The 22,780-nt window shown below is 68.8% G+C and carries 20 protein-coding genes; 14 read left to right on the plus strand and 6 right to left on the minus strand.

Annotated features, from left to right (window positions below; translation table 11 throughout):
* From cseB to ACGFH6_RS23615, 3 genes are all read left to right on the plus strand, one after another.
* Positions 1–699: a two-component system response regulator CseB gene (cseB, locus tag ACGFH6_RS23605; RefSeq protein WP_131361756.1), complete on the plus strand. Its 699-nt coding sequence runs from the start codon at positions 1–3 to the stop codon at positions 697–699.
* A gap of 1 nt (position 700) precedes the next feature.
* Entirely contained in the window at positions 701–1,942 is a 1,242-nt protein-coding gene (locus ACGFH6_RS23610) for an ATP-binding protein (RefSeq protein ID WP_393387482.1), read from the plus strand.
* An 83-nt stretch (positions 1,943–2,025) separates the two neighbouring features.
* Entirely contained in the window at positions 2,026–2,439 is a 414-nt protein-coding gene (locus ACGFH6_RS23615) for a hypothetical protein (RefSeq protein WP_393387484.1), read from the plus strand.
* 55 nt (positions 2,440–2,494) lie between these two features.
* On the opposite strand, the gene ACGFH6_RS23620 is transcribed toward ACGFH6_RS23615, so the two are convergent.
* The 3 genes from ACGFH6_RS23620 to ACGFH6_RS23630 all read right to left on the minus strand — a co-directional run bounded on the left by ACGFH6_RS23620 (position 2,495) and on the right by ACGFH6_RS23630 (position 8,353).
* Complete coding sequence (locus ACGFH6_RS23620) at positions 2,495–6,244, minus strand: endo-alpha-N-acetylgalactosaminidase family protein (RefSeq protein ID WP_393387486.1); 3,750 nt, start codon at positions 6,242–6,244, stop codon at positions 2,495–2,497.
* Positions 6,245–6,305: 61 nt separating this feature from the next.
* A complete protein-coding gene (fahA, locus tag ACGFH6_RS23625) occupies positions 6,306–7,502 on the minus strand; it encodes a fumarylacetoacetase (RefSeq protein WP_393387489.1) in 1,197 nt (398 codons plus the stop codon).
* A complete protein-coding gene (locus ACGFH6_RS23630; RefSeq protein WP_393387490.1) occupies positions 7,499–8,353 on the minus strand; it encodes a hypothetical protein in 855 nt (284 codons plus the stop codon). Before ACGFH6_RS23630 ends, fahA begins: the two co-directional genes overlap by 4 nt.
* A 72-nt stretch (positions 8,354–8,425) precedes the next feature.
* On the opposite strand from ACGFH6_RS23630, the gene ACGFH6_RS23635 reads away from it, so the two are divergent.
* Both ACGFH6_RS23635 and ACGFH6_RS23640 read left to right on the plus strand, forming a co-directional pair.
* Complete coding sequence (locus ACGFH6_RS23635; RefSeq protein ID WP_393387491.1) at positions 8,426–9,619, plus strand: homogentisate 1,2-dioxygenase; 1,194 nt, start codon at positions 8,426–8,428, stop codon at positions 9,617–9,619.
* 43 nt (positions 9,620–9,662) lie between these two features.
* On the plus strand, positions 9,663–10,292 hold the full coding sequence (locus ACGFH6_RS23640) for a hypothetical protein (RefSeq protein ID WP_393387492.1): 630 nt from the start codon (positions 9,663–9,665) through the stop codon (positions 10,290–10,292).
* Positions 10,293–10,315: 23 nt separating this feature from the next.
* Here the strand turns inward: ACGFH6_RS23640 and ACGFH6_RS23645 are convergent, their stop codons facing one another.
* The gene (locus tag ACGFH6_RS23645) at positions 10,316–11,110 is read right to left on the minus strand and encodes a polysaccharide deacetylase family protein (RefSeq protein WP_393387495.1); all 795 of its coding nucleotides are present in this window, start codon (positions 11,108–11,110) and stop codon (positions 10,316–10,318) included.
* A 132-nt stretch (positions 11,111–11,242) separates the two neighbouring features.
* Here ACGFH6_RS23645 and ACGFH6_RS23650 point away from each other — a divergent pair, with 132 nt between their 5' ends.
* From ACGFH6_RS23650 to ACGFH6_RS23675, 6 genes are all read left to right on the plus strand, one after another.
* Entirely contained in the window at positions 11,243–13,093 is a 1,851-nt protein-coding gene (locus ACGFH6_RS23650; protein ID WP_393387498.1) for a bifunctional metallophosphatase/5'-nucleotidase, read from the plus strand.
* A gap of 59 nt (positions 13,094–13,152) precedes the next feature.
* Positions 13,153–13,566 carry a hypothetical protein gene (locus tag ACGFH6_RS23655; protein WP_393387500.1) on the plus strand — a complete coding sequence of 138 codons (414 nt, stop codon included), beginning with the start codon at positions 13,153–13,155 and terminating at the stop codon, positions 13,564–13,566.
* Between the two features lie 32 nt (positions 13,567–13,598).
* Positions 13,599–14,288, plus strand: a complete 690-nt coding sequence (locus ACGFH6_RS23660; RefSeq protein WP_393387503.1) for a FadR/GntR family transcriptional regulator — start codon at positions 13,599–13,601, stop codon at positions 14,286–14,288.
* A gap of 62 nt (positions 14,289–14,350) precedes the next feature.
* The gene (locus ACGFH6_RS23665; protein WP_393387505.1) at positions 14,351–15,079 is read left to right on the plus strand and encodes a creatininase family protein; all 729 of its coding nucleotides are present in this window, start codon (positions 14,351–14,353) and stop codon (positions 15,077–15,079) included.
* 83 nt (positions 15,080–15,162) lie between these two features.
* Positions 15,163–16,074 (plus strand): alpha/beta hydrolase family esterase, encoded by a 912-nt coding sequence (locus ACGFH6_RS23670; RefSeq protein WP_393387507.1) that lies wholly within the window; start codon positions 15,163–15,165, stop codon positions 16,072–16,074.
* Positions 16,071–17,603 carry an AbgT family transporter gene (locus ACGFH6_RS23675; protein WP_393387510.1) on the plus strand — a complete coding sequence of 511 codons (1,533 nt, stop codon included), beginning with the start codon at positions 16,071–16,073 and terminating at the stop codon, positions 17,601–17,603. The genes ACGFH6_RS23670 and ACGFH6_RS23675 overlap by 4 nt, the downstream gene beginning before the upstream one ends.
* Here ACGFH6_RS23675 and ACGFH6_RS23680 read toward each other — a convergent pair.
* Both ACGFH6_RS23680 and ACGFH6_RS23685 read right to left on the minus strand, forming a co-directional pair.
* Positions 17,596–18,174: a nicotinamidase gene (locus tag ACGFH6_RS23680; protein ID WP_393387512.1), complete on the minus strand. Its 579-nt coding sequence runs from the start codon at positions 18,172–18,174 to the stop codon at positions 17,596–17,598. The two genes, ACGFH6_RS23675 and ACGFH6_RS23680, sit on opposite strands and share 8 nt — an antisense overlap.
* 82 nt (positions 18,175–18,256) lie before the next feature.
* Positions 18,257–19,036, minus strand: coding sequence for an SDR family NAD(P)-dependent oxidoreductase (locus ACGFH6_RS23685; RefSeq protein ID WP_393387515.1), 780 nt, complete (start codon positions 19,034–19,036; stop codon positions 18,257–18,259).
* A gap of 168 nt (positions 19,037–19,204) precedes the next feature.
* Between ACGFH6_RS23685 and ACGFH6_RS23690 the strand changes: the two genes are divergently transcribed.
* From ACGFH6_RS23690 to ACGFH6_RS23700, 3 genes are all read left to right on the plus strand, one after another.
* On the plus strand, positions 19,205–20,722 hold the full coding sequence (locus ACGFH6_RS23690; RefSeq protein WP_393387517.1) for a fibronectin type III domain-containing protein: 1,518 nt from the start codon (positions 19,205–19,207) through the stop codon (positions 20,720–20,722).
* A gap of 175 nt (positions 20,723–20,897) precedes the next feature.
* Positions 20,898–22,133 (plus strand): MFS transporter, encoded by a 1,236-nt coding sequence (locus tag ACGFH6_RS23695; protein WP_393387519.1) that lies wholly within the window; start codon positions 20,898–20,900, stop codon positions 22,131–22,133.
* On the plus strand, positions 22,130–22,630 hold the full coding sequence (locus tag ACGFH6_RS23700) for an AAA family ATPase (RefSeq protein ID WP_393387522.1): 501 nt from the start codon (positions 22,130–22,132) through the stop codon (positions 22,628–22,630). Before ACGFH6_RS23695 ends, ACGFH6_RS23700 begins: the two co-directional genes overlap by 4 nt.
* Positions 22,631–22,780 lie beyond the last annotated feature (150 nt).

Consider the following 22,780-nt stretch of genomic DNA (forward strand, 5'->3'; position numbering starts at 1 on the left):
GTGGTACCGGAAGAACCGGCAGCGCGCATTCTCATGGTCGAGGACGACGCGGTGATCCGTGAGGCGACCCAACTGACCCTCGAACGCCACGGGTACGACGTGACCACGGCCGAGGACGGCCTGGAGGCGATCGAGCGCTTCGAGAAGATCCATCCCGACGTCGTGATGCTCGACATCATGCTGCCCGGCCTGGACGGGATCTCGGTGTGCCGCCGGATCCGGGAGAGCAGCACGGTCCCGATCGTGATGGTGTCCGCCCGTGGCGACGCGCTCGACGTCGTACTCGGGCTGGAGGCCGGCGCGGACGACTACGTGACCAAACCCTTCGACACCCAGGTGCTGGTGGCCCGGCTGCGGGCGGTGATGCGGCGGGCGGTGTCCGACCCGGAGCGCCCGGCGCCGTCGGCCGGCTCCGGCGTGGAGTCGTTCGGCGACCTGGAGCTGGACCGGGAGGCGCTCGAGGTACGGCGGGGTGGGAGCACCGTCCAGCTCACGCCGACCGAGCTCAAGCTGCTGATCGAGTTCGCGAACAACCCGGGTGTGGTGCTCAGCCGGTCCACGCTGCTGCAGCGGGTCTGGGACTACGAGTGGGGTGGCGACGGCCGCCTGGTCGACGTCCACCTGCAGCGGTTGCGGACCAAGATCGGCGCGGACCGGATCGAGACGGTCCGCGGATTCGGGTACAAGCTGCGGGCCTGACGTGGGACTGCGCGGCAAGCTCGGTCTCATCTTCCTGCTGGTCTCCTCGCTCGCGATCCTGGTCCTCTGCGTCGCGGTCTACACCCAGGCGCAGTCGGCCCGGCTGGACCGGACCCGCAGCTTCGCGGACGAGCGGATCCAGCTGGCAGCGCAGAGCTACGACCGCGACGAGGTCCCGGTGTTCGGGTCCAAGTTGGACGATCCCGAGCTGCCGCCGCAGTTGCGGGAGGCGGTGCTGGAGGGCAAGCGGGCCACCTTCAAGACGGGTTCGCCGAACGCGAGGATGTGGGCCGCGGTCGGGGTCAAGGACGGCAAGATCCTCTCGATCGTGCAGGACTACGACACCAGCGACGACTCGATGGAGGCACTGCAGCAGGCGCTGGTCTTCGGCGGGATCGGAACGGTCGCGCTGGTCGCCCTGGTCAGCGTGATCCTGGCCGGCAGCCTGTCGAAGCGGATCGTCGCGGTCGCGGGGACGGCGCGCCGGATCGCGGCCGGCGATCTTGACGCGTCGGCGGCCGACACGGTTGGCAAAGGCAAGGACGAGGTGCAGTCGCTGGCCACCGCGCTGGACACGATGGCGACGTCGCTGCGTGGCCAGCTGGAGGCCGAGCGCCGGTTCACCGCGGATGTCGCGCATGATCTGCGGACGCCGGTCACCGGCCTGACCACCGCGGCCGAGCTGCTGCCACCCGGCCGGCCGAGCGAGCTGGTCCGGGACCGGGCCAAGGTGCTGCGCCGGCTGGTCGAGGACCTGCTCGAGATCGCCCGGTTCGACTCCGGTGTGGAGCAGGCCGACCTCGAGCTGGTCGGGCTCGGGGCGTTCGTCGGCTCCGCGGTCGGCCGGCTGCGGATGCAGCAGGCGCTCGCGCCGGACAGCGTGATCGTCCACCAGGTCGGACCGGACGAGACAGTCTCGACCGACTCGCGCCGGATCGAGCGGATCCTGGCCAACCTGATCGTCAACGGGCTGCGGCACGGCCGGCCGCCGGTCGAGGTCACGGTCAGCGGCCGGACCGTCGAGGTGGTTGACCACGGCAACGGTTACCCGGAGGAACTGATTGCCGAGGGCCCGCGCCGGTTCCGGTCCGGGATGGCCGAGCGTGGCGTCGGGCACGGCCTCGGCCTGACTATCGCGGCGGGTCACGCGAAGGTGCTCGGTGCCGAACTGACCTTCGGGGCGGCGCCAGGTGGCGGTGCCCTTGCCCGACTGGTCCTCCCTGCGACTGAGACGCAGTCTTAACACAACTATTCCTGCCGCCACCGCGTCTCCTCTTGCGTCGGGCTCGCCCAAGAAGCCCAATAAAACGAGGGGAAACCACAGTCATGCGTTCTCAGTTCGTACGTCGTACAGCCGCCGTCGTCGCGGGTGCAGCTCTGGCCGCCGGGGGTCTTGGTGTCGCCGGAGCCCTGCAGGCCAACGCGGTCGGCACGCACACCACCGCCGCGAGCGCCGCGGTTGCGGCGAAGTCGATCACGATGAAGTCGGACAAGGCCACCGCGAAGGCGTGGACCAAGGTCTCCTTCACCGGCAAGACCAGTGGGATCGCGCGCAACACCGCGGTCCAGGTGCAGCGGTTCGAGAACGGCAAGTGGGTCAACTTCCCGGCCACCACCAAGGTCACCAGCAAGGCGACGTACTCGGTGTGGGTGAAGAGCGGCCGGGTCGGCGTGAACAAGTTCCGGGTCGTGTCCGCGAAGACGGCCAGCGCCTCGGTGAACGTGAACATCACCAAGTAGCAGGACCCGAGCGGCGCCACTTCCGGCAGGGGCGGAAAGTGGCGCCGCTTGCTGTCTAGCGCGTGCCGTAGACGTTGAGTTCCGCGGCCGATCCGAAGACCGCGCCGTTGAGCGAACTGGTCCCGACGAACTTCACGAACCGCCCCGGCGTCGCGGTGAAGTTCACCCGCTGGGCCGCGATCGAGTTCGGGAACTCGCCGCTGGCGACCGGCGTACCCCAGTTCTGTCCGTCGGTGCTGACGTAGATCTCGTAGCCCTTGAACATCCCGTTCGTCCCACTCTGCCGAGGCAGGTAGCTGAACCCGTCAACCTGGTACGTCGTTCCGAGGTCGAGCGTGATGTGATGCGGGAACGTCGCCGGCGTGGGCACCTCCGACCAGGCGGAATGCCAGATGGTGCTGGGGTTTCCGTCCAGTGCCGCGGTGGCCGCGCCGCCCGTGCCGACGTCCTCACTGCTGACGTCCGTCACCTTGATCCGCGACTGTGGCACGATGCCAGGCGGCAACACAGTCGCCTCCGTGGTGCTCGTGGCCCGACCACCTGTTGCCGTCAGCACGTACTTTCCTTCCGGCGTCCCGACAGGCGGTGTGACGTCCCAGGTGGTCGTCACACTCGCGCCCGGGGCAACGGTCGCGTGGGTCGCCGGAGTCGCTGCGGTCACAGTCCAGCCGTCCGGCCCGGTCAGACCGAGCGTGATGTTGTTCGCGGCAACGACATCGTTGTTGGTGAATGTGGTGACGACCGTGTTCGCCTCGCCGGAGACGAGACCCGTCACGCCCGACATCGCGATCGACGTACAGTCGGCCGGCTCGGACGTCGTACCGAGATCGGTGACGGCGAAGTCGTCCATGACGAAGTCGGCCTGGTCACCACCGTCGGACAGCTTGCGCAGGCCGACCCAGTAGTCGCCGCCGCATCCGGCCACGAACTCCTGGCTGAACGACGCCTTGGTCCGCTGCTCGGCGATCGGCGTCGACTTGACCTCGACCGAGTCGGGCCGGTCGACTCCTTGCATCCACGCGTACTGACCGGCGCGGCCGCTGGCATAGTCGAAGCTGACCGCGTACTTGTGCCCGGGCTGGAAATTCACCGTCGAAGGCGTGGTTCGGTAGACGACGCCCGCGTTCTCCTCGTGCGACTTCAGCGACCACTCGCCGTCCAGGACGTCGTCGACGAGCTTGCCGTTCCAGCCGGCCTGCGTGTACGGCGCATGCTTGCGAGCCAGGCTGGTCCGCGGGTCGGTGACGCCACCGGAATCGCCCTTCACGAACGGGCCCCAGCCCTGGTCGACGTTCTCGAAGTTGTCGACCAGGCCGGCACCCGGTCGCTTCGTCTCGACCACCCGGACGTCGTCGATCCGGACCTTGGCTGCTCCAGCGGCCGCACTGATGCCCAGGTCGGCACTGTCGCCCTTGGCATCGAAGACGACGCGCACGCGTTGGTAGTAGGCGCCGTGCTTGTCGTCCGAGGCGACCATGTTCTGCGCAGTGGATCGAGTGATCGTGTTCTGCACGCCGTCGACCGTCAGGGTGGTCGGACGCGACTTCCCCGGTTCGATCTCGATCCAGCCCGACGCGCTGTAAGTGCGGCCGCGGGTGAGGCCGGTGATGCGCTGCTTCAACGTCGACGACTTGGTGCCGAGGGACGCGACCTGCTGGCCGTTCTCGAGCGTGTCGATCGTCGCGCCGCCGGTGGCGTTCCAGGCGGCGAGGTTGCCTGCGTTGAAGCCCGGGTCCTTCAGGTGGGTGCCTTCACCCCAGTTCGCCGGGTGTGGCGCGGGTGCGCTGATCGGGTACAGCACGTACGGCTGGCCCGCGACCGCGTCGAGCGTGACGGCTCCCTGTCGTACCGGGATGGTCGCGACCTTCACTCGTCCGGTGTCGGTCAGTTTGTAGACCGCGAAGGTTCTCGCTGAGAACGCCGAGGGAACCTTCCAGGTCGTGCGGCCGCCGGCCGGGTTGTAGTGGTAGAGCTTCGTGTTGCCGTCCCAGGGGAGCAGGTACTTGTCGCCGTCGAGCACCTTGGCGTCGCCGGCGTACACGGTCCGCTTGCCGTTCTCGACTGTGCCGCGGACGCCGCCGGTGAAGGCGATGTCACTGCTGTTCCAGTCGGTGATCTTCTGCTGCTGGAGGAACTTGGCCGGCAGGTTCTTCTGCCAGATGTTGCGGTAGAACGCGTTCCAGTCGGTCTCGCCGGTCCAGCCCTCGAACTCGACCAGGCTGGCCTGACCGAGGATCGGGTCGTTGTTCCAGACATCCTTCTCGTCGTTGCGGACGAACCGGATGATCTGGGAGTTCAGCCCCTTGTTGGTCGGTCCGCCGTAGTCGAGGTCGTTGGCCCAGTGCGACCACAGTGAGGTGCGCTCGTGCCGGTCGGCCCATTCGGTGGCGATCTGCCAGCCCTGGTCGGCGAGCTGCCGGGTCAGGCCGTCGGCGAGCCAGCCGGACTGGTAGTAGACGTCGATGTACAGCTCCTGCAGGTTCTTGTCGGTCTCGTCCCGCAGCTGCTGGAACCGCTTCACGATGTTGCCGGAGGCAAGATCAGGGCGCTGCTTGATGTAGTAGCTCTGGTTCAGCCAGTTCCAGCCCTTGGAGCTCTTGTCCACCAGGTTCTCGTTGAACGCGTTCGCCTCCGGATAGGACTCGGTCGCGTTCACGTGGACGCCGAACGCCGCGTTCCAGTCCTTGCCCTTCTTCAGCAGGGCGTTCAGGTCGGCCAGACCGCCGGCGCGGGTGTTGTAGTTGCCGCCGTAGTCCGGGTGGGCCGAGTCGTGGCCCTCGGCGCCGTACCCCTTCAGCAGGGCCAGTTGGCCGAGTCCGTCGGTGGACAGCGAGATCCGCTTGACGTCGTCCAGGGTGCGCAGGAACGGATGCGTCGCCTGGCTCGCGAAGTTGAACGGGATGTGCGTGACTACGCGATCCTTGACCAGGTCGGCGCCCTTCGGCTCGGTCATGATCGAGCGGAACGCGATCGCGCCGTCCTGCCAGTCGACGGCCTTGTCCTTGTTCGCGTCCGGGGTGACCACGATCTTGGCCCACGGCAACGGTTCGGTGTACGGCGAGGTGTCGGCGCGGTAGGTCCACTGGCCGCTCCAGACGCCGACGCGGGTGCTGCCGTCGGTGGCCTTGCGGGCGCGGTGCCAGAACCGGGCGCCGTCGTCGACGGACTGGCCGGACGGCTGGTCGTACACGGAGTTCGACTCGATGCCGGCGGCCAGGGCGCTGGTGTTCACGAACGCGTACGTCGCGCCGGTCGCGGACGGTTCGGCCGGGGTCGCGGCGGTGATCGGGGTGATCTTGTCCGCGGTCCGGGTGGAGTCCGGGTCCAGGGTGGTGAACGCGGTGGTCGCGCCGGCGTCCGTGCTCGCGACGGAGATCAGGTCGTGGTCCGGGATGTCGATCGTGTGCACCCGGGTCGCCTCGGTGTCGCGGATGGCGTCGATCGCGAAGGTGGTGACGCGGCCGGCGAGGCTGAGGCTCGCGTCCAGCTCCACGCCGGGGAGCGCGTCGAACGCGAGCTTGTACGACGCTCGGCCGCCGTCGACTGTGGGCGGCGCGGAGAGGTGCGCCGTACGGGCGACTCCGTCGATGGTGACGGTTGAGATGGAATCCGGCTGGCCGCCGAGGGTTTGGCCGGAGGCGTTGTCGACGTACCTGATCACCCGCGGGAAGTCGGCTCCGACGGTGACCGTCAACTCGGTCGATCGGAGGGTCGGATCGCCGGCGGCCTGCGCGCCCGCGGGCACGCTCAGGACGCCGGCGGCCATGGTGACGGCCAGCACACAGATCCCCACTGAACGTTTCATGCGGAGAAAGTTCGCACGCAACCGCTAGCTAGTCAAGAGAAACGAACAGTTATGAACAGGATTAGCCAGAGATGATCGTTCCGGTGACTTCGCCCAGGCCGAGGCGGCCGGTGGGGGTGGTGGCCCAGGCGGTGATGGTGACCTGGTCGCCGTCGGTGAGGAAGGTGTGCTCCTGGCCGTCCAGGAGGAGGGGGTCCAGGCCGCCCCAGGTGAGTTCGATGAAGGAGCCTTGCTGGGCCTTCTCGCGGCCGCTGACCGTGCCGGACGCAAACAGGTCGCCGGTCCGGACCGAGGCGCCGTTCACGGTCAGGTGGGCGAGCATCTGGGCCGGCGACCAGTAGATGTCCTTGTACGGCGGACTGCTCACCAGATGCCCGTTCAGGAACACCTGGAAGGTGATGTCGTAGTTCTTCAGGTTGGCGCCCGCCAGGTACGGCAACACCGGCGGATCCTGCGGTGGCAGCGGTACGGCGGCCGACTCGAGCGCGTCGAGCGACACCACCCACGGCGAGATCGAGGTGGCGAACGACTTGCCCAGGAACGGCCCGAGCGGGACGTACTCCCACGCCTGCAGATCCCGCGCGGACCAGTCGTTCACGAGTACGACGCCGTACACGTGCTCCTCGAACGCGTCCACGGACACCGGTCGGCCGAGCTGAGAAGGCGCCCCGACGACGTACCCGAGCTCCACCTCGATGTCGAGCCGCTGCGACGGTCCGTACGTCGGCGCGGCCGCGTCCGGCGCCTTCCGCTGACCTGACGGCCGGACGATGCCGGTGCCGCTCGGTACGACGGTCCCGGCGCGGCCGTGGTAGCCGACGGGGAGGTGCTTCCAGTTCGGCAGCAGCGGTTCGGAGTCCGGCCGGAACAGCCGGCCGAGGTTGGTCGCGTGCTGCTCGGAGGCATAGAAGTCGACGTAGTCCGCGACCTCGAACGGCAGTTGCATGGTGACCGCCGACCGCGGGATCAGATGCGGTTCCACGGTGTCGCGATCATTGGCGTTGCGCACGAGTTCGAGCAGCCAGCCGCGCGTCGCGCGCCACGCCGGGCGGCCGAGCGCGAGGAAGTCGTTCAGCGACGGCTGGGCGAACAGTTGCGAGCCGTCCAGCATCTGCGCCGACGCGACCGGCGCGAGATCGATGATCTGGTCGCCGATCGCGGCGCCCACCCGTGGTTCCTCGTCACCGAGCCGGAACACGCCGAGCGGCAGGTTGTCCGGCCCGAACGGCGAGTCCGCGGGGATGTCGATCCAGCTCACAGGCCCTCCAGCAGGCTCAAGGCGGTCAGGTCGTCGCGGGGTTCCTCGATGCTGCACGAGCCGAACGAGGTGAACCAGCGGCGGGTCCCGGCCGCCTGCTGCTCGGACAACTCCCGCACCCGGGCGGCCAGCGCCTCGCCGTCACGAGAAGCCAGGACGGCGGCCACCTCGTCCAGCGAGGCTCCGTCGAGCGACGCGCGGGTGGCGAGCAGCACGTTCAGGAAACCGTGATGCTCGAACCCGGTGTCGACAGCGGTATGCCGGACCGCGTTGTGCAGCCCGGCCGTGCACTTGAACGCGACCTCGCGATCGAGGCAGGCGGTGATGAACGCCGCGATCTGACCCTCTGACGGGAACAACCAGGCATCGAGCCCGCCGGTACGGAGCTTCGCCGCGTACCCCGCATCGGCGACCACGTCGAGGGCGCGCTCCCACGCTCCGTCCAGGCCGATCTCGACGTACGCCGTCTCCTCGTCGAGGCAGTCGTCACAGGCCCGGACGACGCGCAGTGCGTTCCGGGACAGGTCGTCCTCGTTGCGCAGCCGGACCTCGATCGCGGTGACCTCGATGTCGGTCGACCGGTCGCCGTACCGGACCGCGGGCTCGATCCCACCGGCGCCGCCGGTGATCACCACCGCGACCCGCAGTGGATCGGGGCCGGTGCGGGCGGCCTCGGCGGCCACCTTCATCAGATCCTCATCGGTGCACACGAAGGGCCCGACCAGGTCGGCGTACGGCGCGGTGCGGTGAGCCCGGTGCGCCTCGACAGCCTCGGTCAGCGGCAGGTCCCCGGGCGGGAACATCGCGGCGTCGTCGACCAGGTGCCGGAACAGGGCAGGGACGGTTGACATGGCTCGAAGCCTAACGGATGCTTTCGGTAAGCGGACGCATGCGTTCGATTAACGTACACGGGAGCGGGAGAAATGACGTTCTACCGGCAGGTCGGGCAGGTTCCGCCGAAGCGGCACACGCAGTTCCGGAAACCGGACGGTGGGCTGTACTACGAGGAGCTGATGGGGGAGGAGGGGTTCTCGTCGGACTCGTCACTGCTGTACCACGCCGGCGTACCGTCCGCGATCGTGGACTCGCAGGTGTGGGACCTGCCCGACCTGGTCACCGTCCCGAACCACCCGCTCACGCCCCGGCATCTGAAACTGCACGACCTCTTCGCCGAGACCTCCAAGTCCAACGCCGTCGAGGATCGCCGGCTCGTGCTCGGCAACGGCGACGTCCGGATCTCGTACGTCGTCGCCGAGCAGCCGTCGCCGTACTACCGCAACGCCATCGGCGACGAGTGCGTGTACGTCGAGAAGGGCTCGGCGACCGTGGAGACGGTGTTCGGCGTGCTGAACGCGGTCGAGGGCGACTACGTGATCATCCCGCGGGCGACCACGCACCGCTGGCTGCCCGGGCCGGACGGCGTGCACGCGTACTGCATCGAGGCGAACAGCCACATCGCGCCGCCGAAGCGCTACCTGTCGCGGTACGGGCAGTTCCTCGAGCACTCGCCGTACTGCGAACGCGATCTGCACGCGGCGGGCGAGCCGCTCGTGGTCGAGGACACCGACGTCGAGGTGCTGGTGAAGCACCGCGGCAACGGCCCGGGCGGGATCGTCGGCAGCCGGATGACGTACGCGACGCATCCGTTCGACGTGGTCGGCTGGGACGGCTGCCTGTACCCGTACACGTTCAACGTCAGCGACTACGAGCCGATCACCGGGCGGATCCACCAGCCGCCACCGGTGCACCAGGTGTTCGAGGGCAACAACTTCGTGGTCTGCAACTTCGTGCCCCGCAAGGTCGACTACCACCCGCTGTCGGTGCCGGTGCCGTACTACCACTCGAACGTCGACTCCGACGAGGTGATGTTCTACTGCGGCGGCGACTACGAGGCCCGGAAGGGGTCGGGCATCGGCCTCGGCTCGATCTCACTGCATCCCGGTGGGTACGCGCACGGGCCGCAGCCGTCCGCGATCGAGGCGTCGCTCGGCGCGGAGCGGTTCGAGGAGCTCGCGGTGATGGTCGACACCTTCCGTCCGCTCGAGCTCGGCGAAGGCGGTACGGCGGTGGACGACGGCGTCTACGCCTGGAGCTGGGCCGGCCGGCGCAAGTCCTGAGACCCGTGCCGGCGGCGGCCCGCCGAGATGGGAGTGTTGGGGCATGAGCGAGCACGGGGAGGATGCGCAGGCGTTCGTCGTCGGCATCGATCGGGAGGCGGTGCGGGAACGGCGTGAGCTGGTCCGGAAGGTCCAGCGCCGGGGTGCCTGGGTGACGCTGGCGATCGGTGCCCTCGGCATCCTTACCGCGCTGGTCGCGCTGATCGTCTTCCGTGGATCGGGTCTGTGGCCGTTCGCGCTGCTGTTGATCGTGGCGATGATCCCGCTGGTGCTGAGCACCGTCCTCGCGCTCCGGCTGATCGCCGAACGGCAACGCTGGTACGCCGCCAACGACGTGCAGCCGATCGCGATGCGGATGACTGCTCGCGCGCTCGAGCTGGCCTGCGAAGGAGCGGCGTACCCGGTGGTGCTGCCGTGGGCGACGGTGCGTGGCTTCCGTCAGGAGAAGTTGTTCGGGCAGTACACGCTCGAGCTCGACCTGGCGCCGGGCGTGGGTGCCACGACGGCCGGCGTCCGCGGGCTGGACCAGCCGTCGGTGCGGACCGTGGTCAAACCGAACCCGCTGCTCCGGCCGACCGGTCTGTTCCTGGTCAGGGCCCTGGACCAGCCGGTGCACGTCATCGACCAGGCCCTCCAGCACTTCTCCGGCGGCGCCACCAGAGTCACCCGCTGACCTCGCGAGCTGCGACGCGCTGACTAGCAGGGCAATGAGCGGTACGTGTAGCCCTGCTTGGTCAGCTTGGTGAGGGCCTGGTCCAGAGCGGTGACGGTCTCGGAGCGGTTGCCGCCGCCGTCGTGCATCAGGATGATGGCGCCCGGCCGCGCACCGGCCAGGAGCGCGTGCTCGATCTTCGCGACGCCCGGCTTGGTCCAGTCCTTGGTGTCCACGTCCCACAGCACCTGGCGCTGGTGCACCGCCGCCGCGGTCGCCTCGATCTTGGCGTTCGTGGCTCCCGTCGGCGGGCGGAGGCACTTCGACTTCACCCCCGACGTGATCTCCTGCCGCATCTTTGCGTCCGGCAGCAGGGTCAGGGTCTTGTGGTCCCAGGTGTGGTTGCCGACGTGATGACCGGCCGCGCGTTCGAGCGTGACCAGCTCGGGAAACTGCGCGACCTGGATGCCGAGCACGAAGAAGGTCGCCTTCGCCTTGTGCTTGCGCAGTACCTGCAGGACCTTCGGCGTCCACACCGGCTGCGGGCCGTCGTCGAAGGTCAGGTAGAGCACCTTGCCGTGACCGGTCAGGTTCCAGTCGTCGGCCGGCGCCGTGGTCCGTTGCTGCTGCCGCGACTGGTGCTTCGTCGGCCCGGGCTGGCTCGGCTCATGCGTCGGCCGCGCCTTGACCGGGACGTTCAGCGGTGCATGCGCGGCCGTCTGGACGGCAGGCGCGGCGCTGGTGACCGATTGGTCGGACGGTCTGGCGGCTTGGGCGAGGACGGCACCGCAGAGGAGGGCGGCGACCAACGGCAGGAGCTTGCCGGGCGGCTTGGTCATGTCCGGCATCTTCTCGTGCCGCCAGGTCAGCCCGAAATCGGGTCGCGGCGTGTCGCCGTATCGTGTGCCCCGGGCCGGCGACCCCGGCGACGGCGAGACTGCCAGCAGACACGACGACATGTGAGGCGGACGATGACGGACAGCGGCGAGCGGACGACGATGACGAGGCGAACGGTGATCGGAGGCGCCGCGGCGCTGGCGGCGGCCGGGTTCCAGGCGGTACCGGCGTACGCGGGTCACGACGCCGGGCACGGTTCCAGGACGGTCCGGCTGACCGTGATGGGCACCACCGACCTGCACGGCAACGTCTTCAACTGGGACTACTTCAAGAACGCCGAGTACGACGACGCCGCGCACAACGACATCGGCCTGGCCAAGATCTCCACCCTGGTCACCGCTGTCCGGGACCGCGTCGCCGCGGAGCCCCGGGCACCGCGGCCGCTGCTGCTGGACGCCGGCGACACCATCCAGGGCACCCCGCTGGCGTACTACTTCGCCAAGATCGAGCCGATCACCGGCGGTCACACCCACCCGATGGCCGCCGCGATGAACGAGATCGGGTACGACGCCGCCGCGCTGGGCAATCACGAGTTCAACTACGGCCTCGACATCCTGCGCAAGTTCCAGCGGCAGCTGCGGTTCCCGCTGCTCGGGGCGAACGCCCAGGACTGGACCACGGGCCTGCCGGTGTTCCCGCCGTACGTGCTGCAGCGGGTGCACGTGCCGGGCGAGAAGCCGATCACGGTCGGGATCCTCGGGCTGACCAACCCGGGCATCGCCATCTGGGACAAGGCGAACGTCGAGAACAAGGTCAAGTTCGGCGGCATCGTCGAGTTGGCGAAGATCTGGGTGCCGCGCGTCCGCAAGGCCGGCGCCGACGTGGTGATCGTGTCCGCGCACTCCGGCATGGACCTGTCCTCGTCGTACGGCGACGCCCTGCCGGTGCCGGAGAACGCGTCGGCCCTGATGGCGGAGACGGTTCCGGGCATCGACGCCGTACTGGTCGGCCACGCGCATCTGGAGATCCCCGAGCGGATGGTGACGAACAAGACGACCGGCGAGCAGGTCGTGCTGAGCGAGCCGCTGAAGTGGGGCATGCGGCTGTCGCTGTTCGACCTGGACCTGCAGAAGGTGCGCGGCCGCTGGAAGGTCGTCGGCCGGCACAGCCAGGTGCTGAACGCGAACACCGTGGACGCCGACCCGAACGTGATCGCCGTACTGCAGAAGGACCACGACAAGGTCATCGAGTACGTGAACTCGAAGATCGGGACCTGCAAGGAGGCGATGTCGGCCGCGACCGCGCCGTGGGAGGACACCGCGGCCCTGGACTTCGTGAACTTCATCCAGGCCGACGCGGTGTCGAAGGCGCTCGTCGGTACGCCGCAGGCCGGCCTGCCGGTGCTGGCGATCGCGGCACCGTTCAACCGGGAGGCCGCCATCCCGGCCGGTGACGTGTCGGTGCGGGACGTGGCCGGGCTCTACATCTTCGACAACACGCTGCTCGCGGTGACGATGACCGGTGCCCAGGTCCAGGCCTACCTCGAGTTCTCCGCGCAGTACTTCAAGCAGGTGACCGGCGCCGGTCCGTTCCCGTCCGGCCAGGTCACCAACGCGCCGACCCCGACCGCGCCGGGTGGGACTCCGGACTACAACTACGACGTGATGGGCGGCCTCACGAAGCCGCTCACGTACAAGATCGACATCGCGAAGCCGGTCGGCTCCCGGATCACCGACCTCGCGTACGACGGCACCGCGGTGACCGCGGACCAGGAGTTCGTTGTCGCGGTCAACAACTACCGGCAGTCCGGCGGCGGCAACTTCCCGCACGTCTCGACCGCTCCGGTCGTCTACAACCGCCAGGTCGAGATCCGCCAGTTGATGATCGACTACGTGACGTCGACCGGCACCGTCGACCCCGCGACCTTCCACACCACCGACTGGTCCCTGACCTCGAACGGCGCCCCGATCGTGGTCACCGCCTGACGTCCGGTTTTCGGGGAACACGGTTGCAGGTACGCCGTCGGTGTGCACAAACTGCGGGGATGCGGACTCTGCTGAGGGCGGTCGCCGAGCCGAGAGCCACGCGGGCGGCGTACTGGAACGAGGTCGTGGCCGGATATCTCGGTGGGTTGGACCTCCGGCTGGACGACGGACCGGACGACCGGGACGAGCTGATGATCGGGACGGTCGGTCCGCTCCAGGTGGCCGTGTCCCGATCCGGTCCGGGCGAGGCCACCCGGACCGCGGCGCACGCGCGCAGGGAGGATCCCGGACGCTATGCGTTGTTCGTGCAGGCCGAGGGCCTGACGGTCAGTGAGCAGGACGGCCGTGTTGCCCGCTTCGCACCAGGGGACATCGGGATCTGCGACCTCTCCCGGCCCCTGCACTGCGCGTACTCCGAGCTCCGCGCGGTCATGCATCCACCTCGCCCGCCGGGGGCGGTACCGGGGTCTTGACCGGGGTAAAGGCTAAGTGATTTAGTCAGTTTGTGACTTACTCAGCGTCTGAGGCGCCGCCCAGCCTGTCCGATCGGTTGACCGAGTCGATTCTCGGCATCATCCGCGACGGCGGGCTGGGCCCGGGGGACGCGATCCCGTCGGCTCGTGAGCTGGCCAAGCGGTTCGCGATCACCACGCCGACGGTCCGGGAGGCGCTGCGGAAGCTGGAGGCGACCGGTGCGGTCGAGTTCCGGCACGGTTCCGGCACGTACGTCGGTCCGACGATCAACAACGTCGTACTGGCGAATCCGCACCGCCCGCCGATCACGAAGGAGTCGGTGCTGCAGTTGATCAGCGCCCGCCTGGTGATCGAGCCGGCCGTCGCCGCGCAGTCCGCGGCCGCCCGGCAGCCGGAGAACCTGGAACGGCTCGAGGCCGCGGTCACCAACGCGCTCGTCCCACCGGGCGGTCCGGCGTTCGCGCTGAACTTCCACGTGGAGCTCGCCGCCGCCTCCGGCAATCCGTTGCTGCAGGAGGTGCTGGCCTCCCTGCTGAAGGTGCGGGTCCGCGAGCAGCAGCAGATCCGTGCGCTCTACGACAACCGCGAGCGCGACCACGAGGAGCATCAGGCGATCGTGGAGGCCGTCCGGGCACAGGACGTGGAAGCGGCCGAGCGACTCACCCGCGAGCACCTCGACAACATCCGCCTTGCCGTCGAGTCGGCCTCGGAGCTCTCATGAATCGCGGTTCCTCGGAAGAAAAGCGCCACCAGGCGGCGAAAAGTCTCCGGAGACTCGCGGAGATGACGACCGACGAGGCCGCGGACGCGGTACGGCGGTCGCCGCTGGTGATCATCCCGGTCGGGGCGCAGGAGCAGCATGGCGGCGGGATGGCGATGGCCACCGACACCGTGCGCGCTGTCGGTGTCGCCGACCGGGTGGCCGAACGACTGGCCGGTCGCGCCGTGATCGCTCCGGTGGTCCCGTACGGCATCTCGCCGCACCACATGGCCTTCGCCGGCACGGTGTCGTTGTCCCCGGCAACCTTCATGCAGGTGCTGCGGGATGTGATCGCCAGTCTGCAGGACCACGGCTGGCGGCAGTTTCTCGTGGTCACCGGGCACGGCGGGAACAACGCCGCGCTGTCCGTGCTGGCGCAGGAGTACGTCCGCCAGGACCTCACCTTCGCGTGGACACCGATCACCTCCGTGGTGTCCGACCTGATCGTCGATGTCAGCGAGGTCCACGGTCACTCCGGTGAGGCCGAGACCGCCCAGATGCTGTACCTCGCACCCGACCTGGTCCAGGCCGACCGCCTGGAGCCGGGTGCCACCACGCTCGACGAGCTGACCACCCCGGCCCGGCTGTCCCGGCAGGCGCGCGGACCGCGCCTGTCCGTCGGGTTCGACGTGTACCACAAGCGTGGCGTGCTGGGAGATCCCCGCCGCGCCACTGCCGAGCACGGCCGTCTCCTGGTCGAGACGGCCGCCGACCGCATAGCCGCCTTCGCCGACGACCTGCTCTCGGCCTGACCCCAAGACCCCGCTCACTGGACCCCGGCTCAGGTGGTCCAGGCGCGAGCCTGCCCGCTCGCATGCCCGAGGAGGCACCCCTGATGAACCTCGCACGCCCCAAAGCGCTCGGCGCGCTCCTGATCACCGCCGGCCTGCTGACGATCGGGTTGCCATCGGCAACTGCCGCCCCGGATTCCCGGAGCACTGGTTGCGGCAGGCAAGCAGTCTCCACCGGCGACTACGAGGTCGTCAGCGGTGGACTCACCCGAACCTACCGCCTGCACGTCCCGGACAAGTACAACTCCACCAAGGCGTCACCGTTGATCGTCGTCTACCACGGCCGCGGCAAGACCGGTGCGCAGACGGAGGCGTTCTCCGACCTGTCGAAGCTCGACGCGATCGTTGCCTACCCCAACGGTGTGATCGGTGACGAGGACAAGCAGGCCTGGCAGGGAGCGCCGTACTCGGCCAAGGGCGTCGACGACGTCAAGTTCACCGCCGATCTGCTGGACAAGCTGGAAGGCGAGCTCTGCGTCGACACCGACGCCGTCTACGCGACCGGTAAGTCGAACGGCGCCGGCTTCACGGGCATCCTGGCCTGCCAAATGGCCGACCGGATCGCCGCGATCGCCCCGGTCTCCGGCGCTTTCTACATCGAGGGCAAGCGGTGCGCGCCCAGCCGCCCGGTGCCGGTGCTCGACATCCACGGCACCGGCGACACCACGATCCCGTACGGCGGTGACGGGCAGCGCGACCTGCCGAGCGTCCAGACCTGGGTCCGGGACTGGGCCGTCCGCGACCACTGCGACCAGGAACCGCGGGTCTCCCAGCAGGGCGACGACGTACTGAAGTTCACCTACAAGGGATGCAAGGCCGACGTCGTGCACGTGGCCGTCACGGATGGCGGGCACAGCTGGCCGGGATCGGACGCCTCGTCGGGGCCGGGCTATGTGACCCAGACGTTCGAAGCGCACGAGTTGATCGGCGCGTTCTTCAAGGCGCACAAACGATGAGTACGGCGACCGAGACGAGGGAGCTGCCACGCCTGGTCCGGGCGATGGCGGTGATCGAGCGGGCAGGCAACGCGCTGCCGCATCCGTTCTGGTTGTTCTGGATCCTGTCCGGAATCCTCGCGGTGGTGAGCGCGATCCTGGCCGGGTTCGACATCTCGGTGGTGTCGCCGAAGGACGGCAAGACCGTCGCGGTGCAGAACCTGCTGTCCGGCGACGGCCTGCAGATGGCGGTGTCGACGGCGATCTCGAACTTCGCCGAGTTCCCGCCGATGGCGACCATCGTGGTCGTGATCATGGGCGTCGCGCTGGCCGAGCGGACCGGGTTCCTGCAGGCCCTGATGCGGGTCAGCGTGTCCCGGGTGCCGCAGTCGATGGTGGTGTTCGCGGTGGCGTTCGCCGGCACGATGGCCCACGTGGCGTCGGCCGCGGCGTACATCATCCTGGTGCCGCTCGGCGGGCTCGCGTTCCGCGCGGTCGGCCGGTCGCCGATCCTCGGCATCGTGGTCGCGTACACCGCGATCGCCTCCGGGTACGACGCCAGCCCGATCCCGACCCCGAACGACGCGATCTTCGCCGGCATCACCACCGCGGCGGCCAAGACGGTGGACCCGGATGCCTACATCTCGCCGCTGTCCAACTGGTTCTTCAACATCGCGTCATCCGTGCTGCTGGCGTTGGTGATCACGTTGGTCACCCGGTTGGTGCTGAACAAGCGGACCGACCTCGAGGCCGACCCGGACGCGCCTGGTGACGATCCGGACCAGCTCAAGGTAACCGTTGCCGAGCGCACCGGTCTGCGCCGGGCCGGGATCGTCTTCCTGCTCGCGGCCGTCGCGATCGTCGCCGTACTGGCACCGCACGACTCGCCGCTCCGAGGTGAGAACGGAAGCATCGTCGAGTCGCCGTTCCTGGACGGGATCGCGATGGTCGTCGCGGTCCTCTTCGGCATCGTTGGCATCACCTACGGCGTGACGGTGAAGGCGATCGAGCGTGCGGCCGACGTACCGAAACTGATGGCCGAAGGCATCAAACAGATGGCGCCGGTCCTGGTGCTGTTCTTCGCGATCGCGCAGTTCCTGGCGTACTTCGACTGGAGCAACATCGGCGACCTGCTGTCGGCGGAGTCGGCGCGGGTGCTGGGGGATCTCGGCGCACCGAAGGTGGTGATCTTCCTCGGCATCCTGGTGCTGCTGACGGTGATCAACGTGCTGGTGACGAGCGGTTCGGCCATGTGGTCGCTGACCGCGCCGATCCTGGTGCCGATGATGCTGCTGCTGAGCGTGCCGGCCGAGACCACGCAAGCGCTGTTCCGGATCGCCGACTCGGGGTCGACCGCGATCACGCCGATGAGCCCGTACTTCGTGATGGCGCTCGGGTTCCTGCAGCGGTACCGCAAGGACGCCGGCGTCGGCACGCTGGCGTCGTACACGGTGCCGTTGGCGATCGCGATGACGGTCGCCTGGACGCTGTTGTTCCTGGCCTGGTGGGCGATCGGCATCCCGCTCGGCCCGGGCGCCCCGGTCAGGTGAGGGTGACGCCGGCGGCGCGGAGATCGGTCAAGGCCTGCTCCGTGCTGCCCGGCGCGACCCCTGCGGTCAGCGCGGTGAGGACCGTCGTAGCGAAGCCCTCTTTGCGGGCGTCGAGGGCGGTCGCGCGGACGCAGTAGTCGGTGGCGATCCCGCACACGTCGACGTCCGTGACGCCCTTGGTCCGCAGCCAGTCGGCGAGCGCGTGGCCGCCTTCGTGGGACTTGCCCTCGAAGCCCGAGTAGGCGGCGGCGTACTCGCCCTTGTCGAAGATCGCGTCGAACGGCTGGGGGTCGAGGTTCGGGTGGAAGCTGACGCCGTCGGTGCCGGCCACACAGTGCCGGGGCCAGGAGCGGACGAAGTCGGGGTCGTCGGAGAAATGGTCGCCCGGGTCGATGTGGTGGTCCCGGGTGGCCACGACGTACGCGTACTGCCGGTCGCCGGGCTCGGCCTCGTGCCACTTGTGCAGCAGTTCGCCGATCCGGAAGGCGACATCGGCTCCACCGCTCACGGCCAGGCTCCCGCCCTCGCAGAAGTCGTTCTGCACATCCACCACGATCAGTGCCCGGGCCATCGCGACGCTCCTTTTCCAGGTGTCCCTGAGGCCACGGTACAAGCGTGACCGCCGCTCGGCCCCCAGCGCGCGCCGCGCCGCGCTACTCCGGCAGCAGCGAACCGCCGGTGACGCGCAGGATCTCGCCCTGGATCGCCCTGGTCCGCGGCGAGGTGAGGAACACGATCGCGTCGGCCAGGTCGGTGGTCTCGGGCAGCCGCCGGGCGCTGAACCTGGTGGCGAGCTGATCCACCGCGGGCTTCGGCAGGACCCGGTGCTCGCCGTTCTCCAAGGTGATGCCGGGCATCACGACGTTGACGAGGACGCCGTCCTGCCCGAGATCGTGCTGCAGGCTGGCGACCAGTCCGTGCAGACCGGCCTTCGCCGCGCTGTACGGCCAGGCGCCGGCCATCCCGCGCTCGGCCAGGTCCGTGGAGATCAGCACGAGTCGCCCGTGCGCCGACCGCCGCAGCGCCGGCGCGACCTGCTGAACCAGGTGGAAGTTCCCCTCGAGATTCGCCCGCATGACCGGGATCCACCACTCGGGCTTGGCGTCCTCGATCTTCGTCGGCCGATCATGAAACCCCGCGTTGCCCCAGTCGACCGCGTTCCCCACCACGGCATCCAGCCCACCCCACTGACCGACCGTCGCCTCGACCGCGGCCGCGATCGTCTCCGGCTCCCTCAGATCCATCGGTACGACGTACGCCGTACCGCCGGCTGCCTCGATCTCCTCCGCAACCTCCTCCGCGGCGTCCTTCCGCGAGTTGTAGCTGATCGCAACCCGCGCCCCCTCCCGCCCGTACGCCACGGCGGTCGCCCGCCCGATTCCCGAAGACCCACCGGTCACCAACACCGCCGCGTCGTTCAGCCCCAGTTCCATGACCCGCTCCTCTTGCGATAGTTAGTCGGCTAATCAGAAAACTTAGCCAACTAACTATCGGAGTGCAACCCGAGGCGCTGTCGGGACGGCCTGAGCTGACAGTTATCGTGTCGTGGCAGAAAGTCACGGGCCTGAGCGGCCCGCCGGTTCAGGGGGCTGAGGGCGTCGATGAAGAAGGCTGTTCTGGCAGTTGTCGCGGGCGCGGCGGTGGTCGCCGCGGCGCTGGTTCCGTCGGGTCCGCCGGTTGCGGCGGCGATGCCGGGGTTCGGGTCGGCCGTGTCCGCGGTCGGGAAGGTGACGTGGCAGACCAACGACAGCGTGAACGCGCTCGCCGTCGCGGGTGACACGGTGTACGCCGGCGGACTGTTCACTCGCATCCGGCAGCCCGGCAAGGTAGAGGGGCAGGGGGAAGCGGCCCGCACCTATCTGGCCGCCTTCGATCGGACCACAGGGACGCCGACCGCCTTCGCGCCGAAGCTCAACGGAGCGGTCTGGAGTATCGCCACCTCCCCGGACGGCAAGTGGGTCGTGGTCGGCGGTGACTTCACCACCGTCGACGGTGTGGCCAGGCAGCACATCGCGATGTTCAGTGTTGCCACCGGCAAGCTTGTGGCCGGGTGGGATCCGGCGGTGAGCTACCGGGTCGCGGCACTGGCGATCCACGGCACGTCCGTCTACCTGGGCGGCTCGTTCCAGCGGGTCGACAAGGCGGTGCGCAACCGGGTGGCAGCCGTCGCGCTGAGCACCGGTGCGCTGCTGCCGTGGGATCCGGACGCGGACAACGACGTGTACGCGCTCAAGCCGTCCGACGACGGCACCCGCGTCTTTGTCGGCGGTGGCTTCAGTGAGCTGAACGGCGAGGACCACTGGGCCCTGGCGATGGTGAACCCGACGACCGGTGCGGTCTTCGACATGCCGGCTGCGGACGCCATTCCCGAACCGTCGCCGGACTGCATGAGCCGGGTGAGGGACATCGACACGGCCGACGGCCGGGTGTTCGTCGCCAACGCCGGCAGCGGGATCGGCTGCTACGACGGCGTCCTGGCCGCGGACGAGACGACCGGCAAGCTGCTGTGGCAGAGCCAGTGCCTGGGTGCGACCGAGGCGATCAAGGTGATCGGCAACTGGCTCTACAAGGGCTCGCACGCGCACGACTGCAGCAAGGACGGCGGCTTCCCGGACAAGACCGGCATGCACCACCTGCTGGTGGAGAGCGCCATCACCGGCAAGCTCGGCCCGTGGTACCCGAACACCGACGCGGGCGGCGAAACCCTGGTCGGACCGCTGGCGTTCGCGTCCGGTGGCAACGACCTCTGGGTCGGCGGCGACTTCACCACGGTGAACGGCAAACCCCAGCAGGGCCTGACGCGGTTCGACAACGCTCCCGGCGGCGCCAAGCCGGCCGTGCCAGCGGCGCCGAAGGTCTCCAGCACCCGAGCCAACCAGACGGCGGTCAGCTTCACCACCGTGGTCGACACGGACAACATCGCGCTGAGCTACGTGCTGTACCGCGGCACCGCCAAGGTCGCGAGCTGGTCGCGCAGCTCCTACTCCTGGACCAAGCCGACCGTGCAGACCTTCACCGACACCGCTGTCCGCAGCGGTCAGACCGTCAGCTACCACGTCGAGGTCGGCGACGGCCGGAACCTCGGCAAGAGCGCGGCCGCCGCCGTAAAAGTCCGCTGACGTCCGCGGCGGGCCGGGGTAAGCTCAGGTCCGACCTCGAGGAGTTGGGACATGGTCGGCAGATCACGCACGCGTTGACCTCAGCCGTCATCGCGTGCTGCTTCCACTGAGCGGCACAGCGAGTTTCGCCTGCCCGGGTATCGCCGTACCCGGGTGTCTCAAGGGACTCCTTCTCGTGCCGCTGTCTTTTCGTGCGCCCACGCTCTGGGCCGATCGTGACTTCCTCCGGCTCTGGCTCGGCCAGACCGCCTCACAGTTCGGTGCCTACGCCAGTCAGGTGACGCTGCCGCTGGTGGCGGTGACCTCGCTCGGGGCGAGCGCCGCGCACCTCGGCGCGCTCCGGGCCGTGCAACAGGTGCCGATCCTGCTGTGCTCACTGTTCGTCGGCGTGCTGGTCGACCGCTGGCGATCCCGCACCATGATGATGTACGCCGACCTCGGCCGCGCGCTGGTGCTCGCGGCGGTCCCGATCGGGTTGATGCTCGGGATGCCGTTCCTGTACGTCGTGGCGTTCACGGCCGGAGTGTTCACGGTGTGCTTCGACGTGGCGTACCAGGCGTCGCTCCCGCGGCTCGTCGACCGCGACCAACTTGCTCAGGGCAACAGTATGGTGGAGACCACCCGATCGGCCGCGCAGATCTGCGGACCGGCGCTGGGTGGCGGGCTGGTCTCGTTGCTCACCGCCCCGATCGCCGTCCTTGCCAGCGCGGCCTTCTTCGCCGTCTCCAGCCTGTCGATCGGGCGCATCCGCCGGCTGACGAGCACACCCCCGAGCGTGACGACCGGTCTCGGCCGGCAGATCAGGGAGGGGCTGCGGATCGTGGTCCGCGATGGTTCGTTGCGGGCGGTGGCGACCGCGACCTGCATCTACCAGTTCTCCTTCACCGCGCTGACCACCGTCTACCTGCTCTTCCTCGCCCGCACGCTGGATCTGCCGAGTGCCGTCGTTGGCCTGGTCCTGGCTGCCTTCGGCCCGGGCGTCCTGATCGGATCGCTCGTGTCCAGCTGGCTGCCCAGGTGGTTCGGCTACGGCCGGGTCGTGGTGTTCGCCGCCCTCATCTCCGATGTCGTCATGCTGTCCACCTCCGCCCTGCACGGTTCCGGTCCAGCGACCGTCGCCGCGCTGATCGCGATCAACGTCCTGTACGGCGCCTTCAGTCAAACCGTCGATGTCGCGGTGACGGCGATCCGCCAGGCCATCACCCCGCTGCCGGTGCAGGGCCGGGTCGTCGCCACGATCAACTTCCTCGGCATGGGACTGACCCCGCTCGGCGCACTCCTGGGCGGAGCTGTGGCCGGTGGGTTCGGCATCCGGATCGCACTTCTCCTGGCCACCGCGGGCATGTTCCTGTCGCCGTTGTTCCTGAGTCTGTCTCCGCTGGCTCGCCTGGGCACTAGCCTGGCGCGATGAAGCGGATCTTGGTGACCGGAGTGTCCGGCGTCGGGAAGTCCACAGTGGTGGCGCGCCTGGCCGAACTGGGTCACCGCGCCGTGGATCTCGATTCGCCGGAGTGGTCGGAGTGGGTCGACAGCGCGGACGGTTCCGGTCCCACGCCGTCGCAGCCGGGGAAGGACTGGCAGTGGCGGGAGGACCGGGTCCGGGAGCTGCTGGCGGACGACGGTGACGGAGTTCTCATCGTCAGTGGGTGCGCGCGGAACATGGGCGTGTTCCGCGACCGCTTCACCGGCGTCGTACTGCTCAGCGTCCCCGCCGAGGTGATGGCCGAACGGCTCACCCATCGGACCACCAACAGCTACGGAAAGGATCCGGAGGAACTCGCCCGCAGCCTCGAGTTCAAAGAGTCGGTAGAACCGTTGCTGCGAGCAACGTCCGACCTGGAACTGGACGGGACGGCACCGCTGGACCAGATCGTCGGCGAGATGGAGCGATTCGCCGCCGCATCCTGACCTACTCCGCGACCTCGGCGACCGCCGAGTGAGCCGGTAGTTCGATCCGTAGCGGACTGTTCACCCACCGCGGTCGACCTTGCGCCGGGATCATCCAGCAATCGATTGTCTCAGCGGCTGACCGGCCACGTGATCCTCGTCTCGGCGCGG

This window comes from Kribbella sp. NPDC049227 (assembly GCF_043197265.1).
GTDB lineage: Bacteria > Actinomycetota > Actinomycetes > Propionibacteriales > Kribbellaceae > Kribbella.

Coding starts and splice junctions, on each gene's coding strand:
- ACGFH6_RS23645 (WP_393387495.1), bottom strand. CDS start 11,110: ATGACCAAGCCGCCCGGCAAGCTCCTGCCGTTGGTCGCCGCCCTCCTC.
- ACGFH6_RS23675 (WP_393387510.1), top strand. CDS start 16,071: ATGAGTACGGCGACCGAGACGAGGGAGCTGCCACGCCTGGTCCGGGCG.
- ACGFH6_RS23650 (WP_393387498.1), top strand. CDS start 11,243: ATGACGGACAGCGGCGAGCGGACGACGATGACGAGGCGAACGGTGATC.
- ACGFH6_RS23615 (WP_393387484.1), top strand. CDS start 2,026: ATGCGTTCTCAGTTCGTACGTCGTACAGCCGCCGTCGTCGCGGGTGCA.
- ACGFH6_RS23700 (WP_393387522.1), top strand. CDS start 22,130: ATGAAGCGGATCTTGGTGACCGGAGTGTCCGGCGTCGGGAAGTCCACA.
- ACGFH6_RS23630 (WP_393387490.1), bottom strand. CDS start 8,353: ATGTCAACCGTCCCTGCCCTGTTCCGGCACCTGGTCGACGACGCCGCG.
- ACGFH6_RS23620 (WP_393387486.1), bottom strand. CDS start 6,244: ATGAAACGTTCAGTGGGGATCTGTGTGCTGGCCGTCACCATGGCCGCC.
- ACGFH6_RS23635 (WP_393387491.1), top strand. CDS start 8,426: ATGACGTTCTACCGGCAGGTCGGGCAGGTTCCGCCGAAGCGGCACACG.
- ACGFH6_RS23670 (WP_393387507.1), top strand. CDS start 15,163: ATGAACCTCGCACGCCCCAAAGCGCTCGGCGCGCTCCTGATCACCGCC.
- ACGFH6_RS23685 (WP_393387515.1), bottom strand. CDS start 19,036: ATGGAACTGGGGCTGAACGACGCGGCGGTGTTGGTGACCGGTGGGTCT.
- ACGFH6_RS23640 (WP_393387492.1), top strand. CDS start 9,663: ATGAGCGAGCACGGGGAGGATGCGCAGGCGTTCGTCGTCGGCATCGAT.
- ACGFH6_RS23665 (WP_393387505.1), top strand. CDS start 14,351: ATGACGACCGACGAGGCCGCGGACGCGGTACGGCGGTCGCCGCTGGTG.
- ACGFH6_RS23690 (WP_393387517.1), top strand. CDS start 19,205: ATGAAGAAGGCTGTTCTGGCAGTTGTCGCGGGCGCGGCGGTGGTCGCC.
- ACGFH6_RS23680 (WP_393387512.1), bottom strand. CDS start 18,174: ATGGCCCGGGCACTGATCGTGGTGGATGTGCAGAACGACTTCTGCGAG.
- ACGFH6_RS23655 (WP_393387500.1), top strand. CDS start 13,153: ATGCGGACTCTGCTGAGGGCGGTCGCCGAGCCGAGAGCCACGCGGGCG.